The sequence below is a fragment of the Planomonospora algeriensis genome, from assembly GCF_977012225.1.
Window position 1 is genome coordinate 1 of record NZ_CDRNDK010000133.1, and the last position, 14,161, is coordinate 14,161.

Annotated in this window: 18 protein-coding genes; 17 read left to right on the forward strand and 1 reads right to left on the reverse strand. The window is 71.6% G+C overall.

Annotated features, from left to right (window positions below):
• From ACWJ6R_RS15965 to dprA, 16 genes are all read left to right on the forward strand, one after another.
• Window positions 1–264, forward strand: a 264-nt coding sequence (locus tag ACWJ6R_RS15965) for a hypothetical protein (RefSeq protein WP_449062981.1), incomplete at its 5' end; no start/stop codon positions are given.
• Window positions 265–298: 34 nt separating this feature from the next.
• The gene (locus tag ACWJ6R_RS15970) at window positions 299–721 is read left to right on the forward strand and encodes a roadblock/LC7 domain-containing protein (protein ID WP_068895081.1); all 423 of its coding nucleotides are present in this window, start codon (window positions 299–301) and stop codon (window positions 719–721) included.
• A 137-nt stretch (window positions 722–858) separates the two neighbouring features.
• Window positions 859–1,392 (forward strand): DUF742 domain-containing protein, encoded by a 534-nt coding sequence (locus ACWJ6R_RS15975; RefSeq protein ID WP_449062982.1) that lies wholly within the window; start codon window positions 859–861, stop codon window positions 1,390–1,392.
• On the forward strand, window positions 1,373–1,966 hold the full coding sequence (locus ACWJ6R_RS15980; protein WP_449062983.1) for a GTP-binding protein: 594 nt from the start codon (window positions 1,373–1,375) through the stop codon (window positions 1,964–1,966). Before ACWJ6R_RS15975 ends, ACWJ6R_RS15980 begins: the two co-directional genes overlap by 20 nt.
• Before the next feature lie 128 nt (window positions 1,967–2,094).
• Complete coding sequence (gene ffh / locus ACWJ6R_RS15985; protein ID WP_449062984.1) at window positions 2,095–3,654, forward strand: signal recognition particle protein; 1,560 nt, start codon at window positions 2,095–2,097, stop codon at window positions 3,652–3,654.
• A 381-nt stretch (window positions 3,655–4,035) separates the two neighbouring features.
• Window positions 4,036–4,500 carry a 30S ribosomal protein S16 gene (gene rpsP, locus ACWJ6R_RS15990; RefSeq protein WP_449062985.1) on the forward strand — a complete coding sequence of 155 codons (465 nt, stop codon included), beginning with the start codon at window positions 4,036–4,038 and terminating at the stop codon, window positions 4,498–4,500.
• Between the two features lies 1 nt (window position 4,501).
• Entirely contained in the window at window positions 4,502–4,744 is a 243-nt protein-coding gene (locus tag ACWJ6R_RS15995; RefSeq protein WP_449062986.1) for an RNA-binding protein, read from the forward strand.
• A 95-nt stretch (window positions 4,745–4,839) separates the two neighbouring features.
• Window positions 4,840–5,355, forward strand: a complete 516-nt coding sequence (rimM, locus tag ACWJ6R_RS16000) for a ribosome maturation factor RimM (RefSeq protein WP_449062987.1) — start codon at window positions 4,840–4,842, stop codon at window positions 5,353–5,355.
• A 2-nt stretch (window positions 5,356–5,357) separates the two neighbouring features.
• Complete coding sequence (gene trmD, locus ACWJ6R_RS16005; protein ID WP_449062988.1) at window positions 5,358–6,146, forward strand: tRNA (guanosine(37)-N1)-methyltransferase TrmD; 789 nt, start codon at window positions 5,358–5,360, stop codon at window positions 6,144–6,146.
• 159 nt (window positions 6,147–6,305) lie between these two features.
• Window positions 6,306–6,659, forward strand: coding sequence for a 50S ribosomal protein L19 (gene rplS, locus ACWJ6R_RS16010; protein WP_449062989.1), 354 nt, complete (start codon window positions 6,306–6,308; stop codon window positions 6,657–6,659).
• Between the two features lie 199 nt (window positions 6,660–6,858).
• A complete protein-coding gene (lepB, locus tag ACWJ6R_RS16015) occupies window positions 6,859–7,728 on the forward strand; it encodes a signal peptidase I (RefSeq protein ID WP_449062990.1) in 870 nt (289 codons plus the stop codon).
• A 9-nt stretch (window positions 7,729–7,737) separates the two neighbouring features.
• The gene (gene lepB / locus ACWJ6R_RS16020) at window positions 7,738–8,412 is read left to right on the forward strand and encodes a signal peptidase I (RefSeq protein ID WP_449062991.1); all 675 of its coding nucleotides are present in this window, start codon (window positions 7,738–7,740) and stop codon (window positions 8,410–8,412) included.
• Window positions 8,413–8,532: 120 nt separating this feature from the next.
• Window positions 8,533–8,856 carry a DUF2469 domain-containing protein gene (locus ACWJ6R_RS16025; protein WP_068895098.1) on the forward strand — a complete coding sequence of 108 codons (324 nt, stop codon included), beginning with the start codon at window positions 8,533–8,535 and terminating at the stop codon, window positions 8,854–8,856.
• A gap of 108 nt (window positions 8,857–8,964) precedes the next feature.
• Complete coding sequence (locus ACWJ6R_RS16030; protein WP_449062992.1) at window positions 8,965–9,318, forward strand: YraN family protein; 354 nt, start codon at window positions 8,965–8,967, stop codon at window positions 9,316–9,318.
• 155 nt (window positions 9,319–9,473) lie between these two features.
• Window positions 9,474–11,126, forward strand: a complete 1,653-nt coding sequence (locus ACWJ6R_RS16035) for a YifB family Mg chelatase-like AAA ATPase (protein ID WP_449062993.1) — start codon at window positions 9,474–9,476, stop codon at window positions 11,124–11,126.
• Window positions 11,123–12,310: a DNA-processing protein DprA gene (gene dprA, locus ACWJ6R_RS16040; protein WP_449062994.1), complete on the forward strand. Its 1,188-nt coding sequence runs from the start codon at window positions 11,123–11,125 to the stop codon at window positions 12,308–12,310. Before ACWJ6R_RS16035 ends, dprA begins: the two co-directional genes overlap by 4 nt.
• Before the next feature lie 185 nt (window positions 12,311–12,495).
• Here dprA and ACWJ6R_RS16045 read toward each other — a convergent pair whose 3' ends face one another.
• Window positions 12,496–13,035, reverse strand: coding sequence for a murein hydrolase activator EnvC family protein (locus ACWJ6R_RS16045; RefSeq protein WP_449062995.1), 540 nt, complete (start codon window positions 13,033–13,035; stop codon window positions 12,496–12,498).
• Between the two features lie 383 nt (window positions 13,036–13,418).
• Between ACWJ6R_RS16045 and rpsB the strand changes: the two genes are divergently transcribed.
• The coding region (rpsB, locus tag ACWJ6R_RS16050) for a 30S ribosomal protein S2 (protein WP_449062996.1) at window positions 13,419–14,161 on the forward strand (743 nt) is incomplete at its 3' end.

The following is a 14,161-nucleotide window of genomic DNA, read 5'->3' on the forward strand; positions in this document are numbered from 1 at the left end:
TCGGCGGGGTCAGCCGGCGCCGGCCTGCCCAAGCGGGTGCCCAAGGCCAACCTCGTGCCCGGCACGGTCGCCCCCGACGCGGGCGGCGCTCCGCCGGCCCCCGCCCTCCGACCGGCCGTCTCCCCGGAGGCGGTGCGCAACCGGCTGGCGAGCTTCCAGAAGGGAGTGCGGCAGGGCCGGGCGGTCGCGAGGGGAGAGGCCTCCGGGGAGCAGGCGTATCCCGGCTTCGGCCGAGACGTTGAAGGAAGCAAGGAGGAGCGGTGAGCGAGCCCATGACGATGACCGAGGAGGACGACCGGTGCGCGAACTGAGCCAGGCCGCTCGGGGGGTCAACTGGCTGATCACCGACTTCGTGAACAACGTTCCAGGCGTTGCGCACACGGTCGTGGTCTCGACGGACGGCCTGCCGCTGGCGTACTCGGACGGGTTCCCCCGGGACCGGGCCGACCAGCTGGCCGCGGTCGCGGCCGGGCTGCTCAGCCTGACCCAGGGCGCCTCCAGGGTCTTCGAGGGCGGAGCGGTCACCCAGACCGTGGTGGAGATGCAGCGAGGACTGCTGCTCATCATGTCGATCAGCGACGGCTCCTGCCTCGCGGTCCTGGCCTCGCCCGACTGCGACATGGGCCTGGTGGCCTACCAGATGACGCTGCTCGTCGAACGGGCCGGCCAGGTGCTGACGCCGGCCGTCCGCGCCGAACTCCAGGCCTCCCACCCCCGGTGACGACGCGAGAGGGCGCGCCGGAGCACTTCCCTTTCGGAGCCGAAGGAGCCCGCGGATGAGAGACGAGGGAAGAGATCGGTCAGCATCCGGGCCGCGGCGCGTCGGCGCCGCGGCGGACACCGCCCTAGGAGGACGCCATGGCAGGCCGCGGATGGCCAGGTGAGGGCGACCCGCTGGGCGGGCCGCCCCACCAGTCGATGGACGACGCCCGCATGCAGCAGGGCGGTCCCGGCTACCCCGGGCAGCAGGGCGGTCCCGGCTACCCCGGGCAGCAGGGCATGCCCGCGCAGCAGCCGGGCGGCCCGTCGCATCACATGCAGCCGGCGCCGGCGGAGCAGAGTTCCCTGGTCCGCCCCTACGCCGTGACCGGGGGGCGCACCGCCCCCCGGACCCAGCTCGCCATGGAGGCGCTGGTCTCCTCGGCGACCTCGATTCACCATGATCTATCCACCCGCACTCCGGAGTATCAGGCGATCAGCGCCCTGTGCCGGCAAGTGCGTTCGGTCGCTGAGATCTCCGCGATGCTCCGCATCCCCCTCGGCGTCACCCGGATCCTCGTCGCGGACATGGCGGCAGAGGGGCTGGTCCAGTTGCATCAGCCGCAGCTGAACGCGGGCAAGCCGGATCTCAACCTGCTGGAAAGGGTGCTCAGTGGACTTCGCAGGCTCTAGCCGGGGCGGTGGCCTCACCTCGACGAAGATCGTCGTCGCCGGTGGTTTCGGTGTGGGAAAGACCACGTTCGTGGGTGCGGTGTCGGAGATCCTCCCGCTGACCACGGAGGCGGTGATGACCGACGCCAGCGCCGGCATCGACGACGTCGGACTCACCCCCAACAAGACCACGACCACGGTCGCCATGGACTTCGGCCGGGTCTCCCTGGACCAGGACCTGATCCTGTACCTGTTCGGCACGCCCGGGCAGCACCGGTTCTGGTTCATGTGGGACGACCTGGTCCGCGGCGCCATCGGCGCGGTCGTGCTGGTCGACACCCGCCGTCTGGCCGACAGCTTCCCGGCGATCGACTATTTCGAGGAGGCCAAGCTCCCCTTCGTGGTCGCGCTCAACGGCTGGGACGGCACCCACCCGCACGGCGAGGAGGAGGTCCGGGAGGCGCTGACGCTCGCCCCGAACATCCCGATCTCGCGGACCGACGCGCGCTCCCGCGACGCGGTGAAGACCACGCTCATCACGCTGGTCGAGCACGCCCTGACGATGCGGATGGCCGTCCCGGGCTGGGGTCGCTAGGGGCGGGGGAGCCCGTCCCTCCCCGCCGCGCGGCCCGGCGGCGCCTCGCCGGGGCGCCGGGTGCGGCCGTCAGCGGATAGGCTGGGAGGTCGAGTCGCAGACCTGTAGCGCAGAGGCTGGCCAATCACGTGTTCGAGACGCTTTCCGACCGGCTCACATCGGTCTTCTCCTCCCTCCGATCCAAGGGTCGGCTCTCCGACGCCGACATCGACGCGACGTGCCGCGAGATCCGCATCGCACTGCTCGAGGCCGACGTCGCCCTGCCCGTGGTCAAGACGTTCGTCGCCCAGGTCAAGGAGCGCGCCCGCGGCGCCGAGGTCTCCCAGGCGCTGAACCCGGCCCAGCAGGTCGTCAAGATCGTCAATGACGAGCTGATCGAGATCCTCGGCGGCGAGACCCGGCGGCTCCGCTACGCGAAGACCCCGCCGACCGTCATCATGCTCGCCGGTCTCCAGGGAGCCGGTAAGACCACGCTGGCGGGCAAGCTCGCCCGCTGGTTGCGGGAGCAGAACCACACCCCGCTGCTGGTCGCCGCCGACCTCCAGCGGCCCAACGCGGTCCAGCAGCTCTCGGTCGTGGCCGAGCGGGCGGGCGTCGCGGTCTACGCCCCCGAGCCGGGCAACGGGGTCGGCGACCCGATCGCCGTGGCCCGCCAGTCGATCGACCACGCCCGCCGGCAGCAGCACGACGTCGTCATCATCGACACCGCCGGCCGCCTGGGCATCGACCAGGAGCTGATGAAGCAGGCCGCGGACATCCGCGATGCGGTCACGCCCGACGAGGTCCTGTTCGTCGTCGACGCGATGATCGGCCAGGACGCCGTCTCCACGGCCCAGGCGTTCATGGACGGCGTCGGCTTCGACGGGGTGGTGCTCACCAAGCTCGACGGCGACGCGCGCGGCGGCGCCGCCCTCTCGGTCCGGCACATCACCGGCAAACCGATCATGTTCGCGTCCACCGGTGAGAAGCTCGAGGACTTCGACGCCTTCCACCCGGACCGGATGGCCTCCCGCATCCTCGACATGGGCGACATCCTCACCCTGATCGAGCAGGCGCAGAAGACCTTCGACGAGGAGCAGGCCGCCAAGATGGCGGGCAAGCTCACCTCGGGCGAGGGCTTCACCCTGGAGGACTTCCTCGAGCAGATGATGATGGTCCGAAAGATGGGGCCCATCAAGAACCTCCTCGGCATGATGCCCGGCATGGGGCAGATGCGCGACCAGATCAACCAGGTCGACGACCGCGACCTGGACCGCATCGCCGCGATCATCCGCTCGATGACCCCGGGCGAGCGGCAGGACCCGAAGATCATCAAGGGGTCGCGCCGCGAGCGGATCGCCAAGGGCTCGGGTGTCACGGTGACCGAGGTGAACAACCTGGTCGTCCGCTTCTTCGAGGCTCAGAAGATGATGAAGCGGATGGCCGGCGGCATGGGCATCCCCGGGATGCCCGGCGGGCGCAAGGCCGCCAAGGCGGCGCAGAAGAAGTCCGCCAAGGGCCGCCGGGTCAGCGGCGACCCGCGCAAGGCCGCGCTCGGCAAGGGCGCGTCCGGCACGGGCGCCAAGACCCCTGACATGGGTCCTGACATGGGCGGTGCCCTCGGCAACCTGGGCGCCGGCCAGCTCCCGCCCGGCCTGGAGCTGCCGCCGGGCTTCGACCCCTCCAAGTTCAAGCTTCCGGGGCAGTGATGAGCGACGACGGCGACGACAGGTTCCACGGGCGCGCCCGCTGGATCTGGCTGGTCATCATGGTGGGCTTCATCACCATCGCGGCGCTGGAGCTCCTGGGCGTCCGGCCCAAGTGACGCCCGGACGACGCCCGGATGACGCGGCGCGGGCGACCCGCGGGGTCGCCCGCCCGAGGACTTTCCCCTTTCCGGACACGGAAGACGGGGATCGATTGGCCGGGCATCCCCAGATGTCTGGCACAATTGCATGTTGGAACATCGTGACCACGCGGGCGCCCTCTAACCCCCGCCGGTCGCGCCTGTCCCTGCAGCGGCTGGCTCTTCGCGCCCCACTCGACGAGACGCCGCTGACCCACGCTCTAATGCAGGAGAGACCACACCAGTGGCAGTCAAGATCAAGCTCAAGCGGCTCGGCATGATCCGCAACCCGCAGTACCGCGTCGTCGTCGCCGACAGCCGCACCAAGCGTGACGGCCGGGCGATCGAGGAGATCGGCCTGTACCACCCGAAGGAGAACCCCTCGCGCATCGAGATCGACGCCGAGCGGGCGGCCTACTGGCTGAGTGTCGGCGCGCAGCCGACCGAGCCGGTGCTGAAGCTCCTCAAGCTCACCGGTGACTGGCAGAAGTTCAAGGGCGAGGCCGCTCCGGCTCCGCTCCTGGTCGCCGAGCCCAAGGCCGACCGCCACGCCGCCTACGAGTCCGCGGCCAAGGAGGCGCTGTCCCTGGACGCCGCCACCACGCCGAAGAAGTCGGCCAAGAAGGCCGCTCCCAAGGCCGAAGAGGCCGCCGCCGAGACCCCGGTCGAGCCGGCCGCCGCCGAGGAGAAGCCGGAAGGCGAGGCCTGAGATGCTCGAGGAGGCCCTCGAGCACCTGGTGAAGGGCATCGTCGAGCATCCCGGCGACATCCAGGTTCACGCCCGCCGCATCCGCAGCGGGCGTGTGCTTGAGGTCCGGGTCCATCCCGAGGACCTGGGCAAGGTCATCGGCCGCGGCGGCCGTACGGCGAAGGCGCTCCGCACGGTCGTGAACGCCCTCGGCGACGGCAAGTACATCCGGGTCGACCTGCTCGACCTGGACGAGGCCCGCTAGGCCCCGGCCGACACGAGATCCATCGAGCGGACGGGTCACCCACCGGTGTGGGTGACCCGTCTGCTTTCTTTCGACACGACATTCAGGAGACGGGCGTGCAGCTTGTCGTAGGCCGGATCGGCCGCCCGCACGGGCTCCGCGGCGACGTGACCGTCGAAGTCCGCACCGACGACCCCGAGAGCCGCTTCGCCTCCGGGTCGGTGCTCGCCACCGACCCCGCGTCCGCCGGCCCGCTCGTCGTCGCCGCCCGGCGCTGGCACTCCGGGACCCTGCTGGTCCGCTTCGAGGGCGTGGACGACCGCGACCGGGCCGAAGGGCTCCGCGGCACCATGCTCGTCGTCGACTCGGCGGACATCCCGCCCTCCGACGACCCCGACGAGTTCCACGACCACCAGCTCATCGGCCTCGCCGTCGTCACCCCCGACGGGGAGCGGGCCGGCGAGGTCGTCGACGTGCTCCACCACGGCCAGGACCTGCTGGTCGTACGGCGCCGCGGCGTGGACGTCTACGTGCCGTTCGTGAAGGCGCTGGTCCCGGAGATCGACCTCGAGGCGGGGACGCTGCTCGTGGACGGGCCGCCGGGACTGCTGGACCCCGACCAGATGGCCTGACCATGCGCATCGACATCATCTCGATCTTCCCCGAGTACTTCGCCCCGCTCGACGTCTCCCTCATCGGCAAGGCCAGGGAGCGCGGCATCCTCGACGTCCGCCTGCACCAGCTCCGCGACTGGACGCACGACGTGCACCGCACCGTGGACGACACCCCCTACGGCGGCGGCCCCGGCATGGTCATGAAACCCGGCCCGTGGGGCGAGGCCATCGACGACGTGCTCGCCGCCGACCCGCGGTCCCGGCCGCGGATCATCGTGCCGACGCCGAGCGGCGTGCCCTTCACCCAGCGGCTCGCCATGGAGTACGCCGCGGAGCCGTGGCTGCTGTTCACCCCCGCCCGCTACGAGGGCATCGACTCCCGGGTCATGGCCGAGTACGGCTCGCGTCTGCGGGTGGACGAGGTCAGCATCGGCGACTACGTGCTCGCCGGAGGCGAGGCCGCGGTGCTGGTGATGGTCGAGGCCGTGGGAAGGCTGCTCCCCGGAGTGCTGGGCAACGCCCGCTCCGCGGTGGAGGACTCGTTCGCGCCCGGGGCCATGGAGAACCTCCTGGAGGGCCCGGTCTACACCAAGCCGCCCGAGTGGCGGGGCCGGGAGATCCCGGAGGTCCTGCTCTCCGGCCACCACGGGAAGATCGCCCGGTGGCGGCGGGACGAGGCGCTGCGCCGTACCGCGAAGAACCGCCCCGAGCTGCTGGCCGCGCTCGACCCGGCGAGCATGGACAAGCACGACCGGCGGCTCCTGGAGGAGCTCGGATTTCCGATGGACCGCGAGAATATGGCACACTGAACCGTTGCCGCCGACTGCCCGCAGGCCGGCGCGCGCCGCCGGGCCGCAGCTCCCGGCTTCACGACCGACACATAAGCCCAGCATGTGCGTCCACCGCGATGCCGCCCCGTCGCGGCCGGGTGGACCTCCGCGTGCTCGCGTAAACGAGGTACCACTGTCATGCACAAGCTGATCACCGAGCTCGAGAAGGCCACGCTCCGCAGCGACGTCCCGGACTTCCGGCCCGGCGACACGCTCGAGGTCCACGTCCGGGTCATCGAGGGCAACCGCTCCCGTGTCCAGATCTTCAAGGGCTTCGTGCTGCGCCGCCAGGGCGGTGGCGCCCGTGAGACCTTCACCGTCCGCAAGATCAGCTACAGCGTCGGCGTCGAGCGGACCTTCCCGGTCCACAGCCCGGTCATCGAGAAGATCAACGTCGTGACGCGCGGTGACGTCCGTCGCGCCAAGCTCTACTACATGCGCGACCTGCGCGGCAAGGCCGCCCGCATCCGCGAGAAGCGCGAAGCCCGCTAGTCGCACGCGGCATCGTCCCGGCCCGTCTCCCGTGGGAGGCGGGCCGGTCGCATGTCCGGGCACGCGGCCTCCGCGGGCGACCGTACCGCCGGGAGCGGAGGGAGCGTGGAGAGACGGGCCAACGCTGATGCAATCCGGGGCAGCCCTTAACCTGCGGCCTCGACCATCGCGCCTCCGCCATCATCTAGGCTCGTCAGCGATGACTAACGAGGGCCAGGAAAGCGGCGGGGAATCGCCCCGGTCTGTCGAGGACGAGGTGGACGTGGTCGCGGAAGACACCAAGAAGACCGCCAAGGGCGGCAAGGACAAGAAGAAGGGCTCCTTCTGGAAGGAACTGCCCGTCTTGGTGGTCGTCGCGCTGGTGCTCGCGCTCGTCATCAAGACCTTCATCGTCCAAGCCTTCTACATCCCGTCGGAGTCGATGGAGAACACCCTCCTGAAGAACGACCGGGTCCTGGTCAACAAGCTCGTCTACCACGTCCGCGACATCGAGCGCGGTGACGTGGTGGTCTTCTCCGGCGTGGACTCCTGGGACGGCGAGGTGCAGATCGAGGAGCCGGCCAACGCCTTCACGGCCTTCTTCCGCTGGGTCGGCACCGCCTTCGGCGTGGTGCCCGGCGAGAAGGACTACATCAAGCGGGTCATCGGCGTTCCCGGGGACGTCGTGAAGTGCTGCGACGGGCGGGACCGCGTCACGGTCAACGGGGTGGCCCTCGACGAGAGCCAGTACCTCTACCCGCACGACCTGCCGTCCCAGAGGCCTTTCGAGGTCAAGGTCCCGCAGGGCCGCCTGTGGGTCATGGGCGACCACCGGTCGGTCTCCCTCGACTCCCGGTCGCACATGGGCGATCCCGGCGGCGGGACGATCCCGATCGACAAGGTGATCGGCCGGGCGTTCGTCATCGTCTGGCCCTTCTCCAGGGCCACGATTCTCCCCATTCCCGACACGTTCAGCCAGCCGGCGCTGAACGCCGCCGCAGCCGTCGGAGGGGCGACCCCGCTCCTCGCCGGATTCGCCGGGGCCGTTCCGCTGGTGCTGTGGCGTCGTCGCCGACGCGCGAGGCGGTAGCCGTACCCCATGACAGTCGAACCCGACAACAAGCAGGACGACGTGCCGGAGGACGAGGGCGGGCCCGGCCCGGACGACGGGCGGAAGGCGGACCCCGCCGACGAGCCGGAAGGCCCCTCCCGCAAGGGGAGCCTGCGCGAGACGCTGCTCCTGCTGGTCTCCGGCGTCGTCGTGGCGCTGCTGCTGCAGGCGTTCGTCTTCCAGTCCTTCTGGATCCCCTCGGAGTCCATGGAGAACACCCTGGTCGAGGACGACCGGGTGGTCGTCAACAAGCTGCACGGCGCGACCGAGCGCGGCGACGTGGTGGTCTTCAAGGGGTGGGACGGCGAGGACACCATCAAGCGGGTCATCGCGATCGGCGGCGACACCGTCAAGTGCTGCGACGCCCAGAAGCGGATCACGGTGAACGGCGTGCCGATCGAGGAGAAGGACTACCTCCACCCTGACGACCTCCCCTCGGGGGACGAGTTCGAGAAGACGGTCCCGAAGGGCCGCCTGTGGGTCATGGGCGACCACCGTTCCCAGTCCCGCGACTCCCGCAACTGGGAGGAGCAGGAGGGCGACGGCACGATCTCGGAGAACGACGTGATCGGCCGGGCCTTCGCGATCTACTGGCCGTTCTCACGGGCGGCGATCCTCTCCACCCCGGAGACGTTCACCAGGACGTTCACCAAGGGCGGATAGCCCGCTTCCGGCGGAGAGGACCGTGAGGTCTGGCCGGACGGGACCGATGGGCGAGAATGAAGTGGGGGCCGGCGCCGCCTGATCGGGCGGGCCGGAAATGCGTGTGACAGGAGGACCGGTATGAGCGCAGAGGATCTCGAGAAATATGAGACCGAGATGGAGCTGCAGCTTTACCGCGAGTACCGCGACGTGGTCGGCCTGTTCACCTACGTCGTGGAGACCGAGCGGCGCTTCTACCTCACCAACTCCGTCGACCTGGACGTCCGCACGGCCGAGAACGGCGACGTGTTCTTCGACGTGAAGATGCAGGACGCCTGGGTCTGGGACATGTACCGGCCGGCCAGGTTCGTGAAGAACGTCCGGGTGGTCACCTTCAAGGACGTCAACGTCGAGGAGCTGGCCAAGTCCGACCTGGAGATGCCGAAGGAGGGCTTCTCCGGCTGACGGCTTCTCCACAGGCGGCCTCTTGTCCGGTCGGATGTCCACAGAACCGGGTCCGGGCCCGCCGTGAGGCCGTGAGCTGAGCGAAGGTCTGGAACCGGAGGTGGTTCCATGGCCGCGAAGGACGAGCTCGGCAGGCACGGTGAGCAGCTCGCCGTCGACTACCTGCAGGCGCACGGCATGCAGATCCTGGATCGCAACTGGCGGTGCCGGGCAGGTGAGATCGACGTGGTCGCCCGGGACGGGCGGGCACTCGTCGTGGTGGAGGTGAAGACCCGCTCCGGGCGGACCCACGGCACCGCCTTCGAGGCGGTGACCGGGGCGAAGCTGGCCCGGCTACGCGGGCTGGCCGGTCGGTGGCTGGGCGGGCGGTGCGAGCGGTTCGACTCCGTCCGGGTCGACGTGGTGGCGCTGGAGCGCTTCGCCGGCGAGTTCGTCATCCGCCACGAGCGGGGGGTGTGCTGATGCCCTCCGGATCGTTCTCCGCACTCGCCGGACCGTTCTCCGGATCGTTCTCCGCACTCGCCGGACCGCCCCGCGTGCCCGCCGGAGCGTCTTCCGGCGGGCCGGACGCCCCCGGGCTGTCGTGGATCGTCCGCCTCGCCCCGGAGGTGGGGTGAGTGACCGTCGCACGCACGCGCTGCGTCTGCCTGATCGGGGTCACCGGGCACGTGGTCGACGTCGAGGCCGACGTCGGCAGCGGTGTGGCCGGCACGCATCTGATCGGCATGCTCGACACCGCGCTGAGCGAGGCGCGCGACAGGGTCCGCTCGGCGGTGGTCAACAGCCGCCACGCCTGGCCGGACGCGCGCATCACCGTCAGCCTGTTCCCCGCGAGTCTGCCCAAGCGCGGCAGCATGTTCGATTTGGCGATCGCGGTGGCGCTGCTCGCCGCGGCGGGGGTCGTGCCCAGGCAGCGGGTCGCCCCGCTGTTCTTCCTCGGCGAACTCGGCCTCGACGGGTCGGTCAGGCCGGTGCGGGGCGTGCTGCCCGCCGTGCTGGCCGCGGTCGCCGCCGGGGCCCGTACGGTCGTCGTCCCGGCGGGCAACGCGGCCGAGGCGGGCCTGGTGCCGGATGTGACGGTGGTTCCGGTCCGGGCTCTGGGCGACCTGGTGGGCTGGCTGCGATCCGACGACCCGGCGGTTCCACCCCGTCTTGGCGATGTCCCGGCGGCCGGCGGGGCCGGGTCCGGTCAGGGGAGCGGAGCCGGTGCCCCGGGCGCCCCGGACGGATGGGACGGCCCGGGGCCGCCGGGCGGGCCGGGCGGCAGGGCCGGCATGGGCTCGCCTGGAGGGGAGGGCGCCACCGAGACCGCTCCCGACCTGAGCGATGTGGCCGGTCAGCCCTTCGCCCGCCGTGCCCTGGAGATCTGCGCCGCCGGAGGCCACAACCTCTGGATGCTGGGGGCGCCCGGGACCGGCAAGACCATGCTCGCCGAGCGGCTCCCGACCATCCTCCCGGCTCTGGAGCGCGACCAGGCGCTGGAGGTGACGGCGATCCACTCGGTCGCCGGAACACTCCCGGCCGACCGGCCGATGCTGACCCGCCCGCCCTTCATGGCGCCCCATCACACGGCGACCATCGCGGCCGTCATCGGCGGCGGCAGCGGGGCGATCCGGCCGGGTGCGGTCTCGCTGGCCCACGGAGGGGTCCTCTTCATGGACGAGGCCCCCGAATTCACGATGAGCGTCCTCGACGCGCTCCGCCAGCCCCTGGAGTCGGGCCGGGTGACGGTCTCCAGGTCGCTGGGCTCGGTGACCTTCCCGGCCAGGTTCATGCTCGTGCTGGCGGCCAACCCGTGTCCGTGCGCGCAGCCGTCCCGGCCGGAGGAGCCCTGCCGATGCTCTCCCGGTGCCCGCCGCCGCTATCTGGCCCGGCTCTCCGGCCCGCTGCTGGACCGCGTCGACGTCAAGGTGACGCTCATGCGGGCGACCCGGCGGGAGCTGCTCGCCGACCGCCGGTTCATCGAACCGAGCCGGACGGTGGCCGAGCGGGTGCTCCTGGCCAGGGAGCGGGCGGCGAAGCGGTTCGCGGGCAGGCCCTGGAGACGCAACGCGGAGGTGCCCACCGGGGTTCTGCACACCGACTACCGGTTGCCGGCGAAGGTGATGGCGCCGCTGCTGGGCTGCCTGGACAACGGTGTGCTGAGCGCCCGGGGACTGGACCGGGTGCTCAGGGTCGCCTGGACGCTGGCGGATCTGAAGGACGGGGGCGGGCCCGGGACCGCGGAGGTCAACGCCGCGCTCGGATTGTGGCTGGGGGAGGAGCGGTGAGGGAGCGGCTCGCACGGGTCGCGTTGATGCGGCTGGCCGAGCCCGGCGACGCGGTGATGGGCAGGCTCGTGGCCTCCTGCGGCCCGGAGGCGGCCGTCGAGCAGATCCGGCGGGGGATTCCGGACCCGGAGTTCGTCCGGTGGTTCGAAGGCGCCCGGCGCGGGCGTGCGGCGGGATCGGCGGGTGAGGCGGATACGCGGCTCGACCGGCTCCTCACCTCCTGGGCGGCTCGGCTGGAGGCGGCCGACCCGGCCGGGGACCTGGCCGCGGGCGAACGAGCGGGAGCCCGCCTGGTCGTGCCGGGAGAGTCGGAGTGGCCCACCCAGCTGGACGACCTGCTGGACTCCCGGCCCCATGCCCTGTGGCTGCACGGGCAGGCGAACCTGCGCTTCGCCTGCATCCGGTCGGTCGCGGTCGTCGGCTCCAGGGCCGCCACCCCCTACGGGGCGCACGTCGCGGCGGAGTTCGGCGCGGGGCTGAGCGAACGGGGATACGGGGTGGTCTCCGGCGGTGCGTACGGCGTCGACGGCGCGGCTCACCGCGGAGCCCTGGCCGGGGACGCGCCCACCGTCGCCGTGCTCGCCTGCGGCACCGACGTCTCCTACCCCAGTGCGCACCACGATCTGTTCACGGTCGTGCGGAGCAGGGGTGTGCTGGTGAGCGAGAGCCCCATGGGGGTGCGGCCCACCCGGCCGCGCTTCCTCGTCCGCAACCGCCTCATCGCCGCGCTGGCCCGGGGGACGGTGGTCGTCGAGGCGGCCGTGCGCAGCGGGGCGCTCAACACGGCCGGCCACGCGGTAGCGCTGAACCGGATCCTGGCCGCCGTGCCCGGACCGGTGACCTCCGACACCTCCACCGGATGCCATCGGCTGATCCGTCAGGGCGCGGCGACCTGCGTCACCACCCCGGCGGAGATGGCCGAGCTGGTCGGAGCCATCGGCGGCGACCTGGCCCCCGAGCCGAGGGGGCCGGTGCTCCCGCGCGACGGGCTCCCTCCCGAGGTCCGCCGGGTCCTGGAGGCGGTGCCCGCGCGGACCGGGATGGGTCCGGCGACGATCGCGGTGGAGGCGGGCGTCGATCTGGAGACCGTGCTCTCCTGTCTGGGCGGCCTGGCCGCCGCCGGGTACGTCGAGAAGGTCTCCCGTGGCTGGCGCCTGCGCCCGGAGAGACCCTCCGCCGGGTAGGACGCGCGGAGGGACCCGCCAGGGGTCTCCTGCGGTCGCTGTTCAGGGGCCTTCCACCGGCCCGCCGCCGGACCCCGCCAGCGGCCTCCTGCGGTCCGCTGTCAGGGGGCCTCCTGCGGGTTCACCGCCGGATCGCGTCAGGAGGCTTCTCCAGTCCACCGCCAGGAGGTTTGTCCGGTTCACCGTCAGGGGGTTTGTCCGGTCCACAGGGGCAGGAGCCGGACCTGGCCGTGGCCCAGGAGGAGCAGGGGGTCGAGATAGCGCCGGTCGTGGATCAGACCCCAGTGCAGGCAGCCGGTCGGGCAGTGCCCGGGTGCGTCCTCGACCGTGCCGATGGTCTCGCCCCGCTCGACCGTCCGGCCGCGCCGCACTGATGCGTGGACGGGGAGGTAGGTGGTGCGCAGGCCTCCGGAGTGGAGCACGGTGACGACACCGCGTCCGGCGAGGGGGCCGGCGTAGCCGACCGTTCCCGGGCCCGCCGCGCGGACCGGGGCGCCGGGGGACGCGGCGAGGTCGACGCCCCGGTGCCCGGGGAGCCAGGGCTGAGGGGGAGGAGCGAAGGACCGCAGGATCCGGGGACGCCCGGAGAGCGGCCATGTCCAGCGCGGCTCGGCCTCTGGTGCGCCCCGGGGCGCGGGTGCCGCGGGGGTCGCGTCGGAGGGCTCCGGAGCCGCGACGAGGAGAACGGGCAGCAGGACCAGGGCAGAGAGGGAACGGGAGATCACAGGCGCAAGGATGGACGGCGGAGGCCCGGCCGCGTTGCGGCGAACGGGATTCTGTGGACGGACCGGCGGTGCTGTGGACCCGGCGAGGACGAGGCGGACGGGCGCGCTCCCATCCCCCGGCCCGGGAGACGGCCGCCGCCTCCACGCGGTGGTCGGGCGTGGTTTGACCCTGAAAGGTCAGGGCGCGACGCCGCGGCGGGTACACTTTCCGATGGCCTGTAACTCACGGGCTGACTTCGCATGCCCCATCCGGGGCCGTTTCCCTCGGTCCGGGCGAGAGCCCGGCTGGAGCGGTCCGGGGGCATCAGGGCGGCGGCCGAAGGCCGCCGCGTCAACCGAGAACAGCGCCCAGCGATGGGCGCCCCGACCTGGAGGACAATCACATGTCCACCCCCGTCGTCACCATGCGACAGCTGCTCGAGAGCGGCGTGCACTTCGGCCACCAGACCCGGCGCTGGAACCCGAAGATGAAGCGCTTCATCTTCACCGAGCGCAACGGCATCTACATCATCGACCTGCAGAAGTCGCTGGCCTTCATCGACCGCGCCTACGACTTCGTCAAGGAGACCGTCGCGCACGGCGGGACGATCATGTTCATCGGCACGAAGAAGCAGGCGCAGGAGGCCATCGCCGAGCAGGCCGCCCGCGTCGGCATGCCGTACGTCAACCAGCGCTGGCTGGGCGGCATGCTCACCAACTTCTCCACCGTGCACAAGAGGCTCCAGCGCCTCAAGGAGCTCGAGGAGCTCGACTTCGACAACGTCGCCGCGTCGGGGCTCACCAAGAAGGAGCTCCTCATGCGCCGCCGCGAGAAGGAGAAGCTGGAGCGCACCCTCGGCGGCATCCGCGACATGTCCCGCGTGCCCAGCGCGGTGTGGGTCGTCGACACCAAGAAGGAGCACATCGGGATCAGCGAGGCCCGCAAGCTCAACATCCCGGTCGTCGCGATCCTCGACACCAACTGCGACCCCGACGAGGTCGACTACCCGATCCCGGGTAACGACGACGCCATCCGCGCCGTCGGCCTGCTGACCCGCGTCGTCGCCGACGCCGTCGCCGCCGGCCTGATGGCCCGCGCCGGTGCGGCCCGCGGCGGCGAGGACAAGCCGGCCGTCGCCGGTGGCGC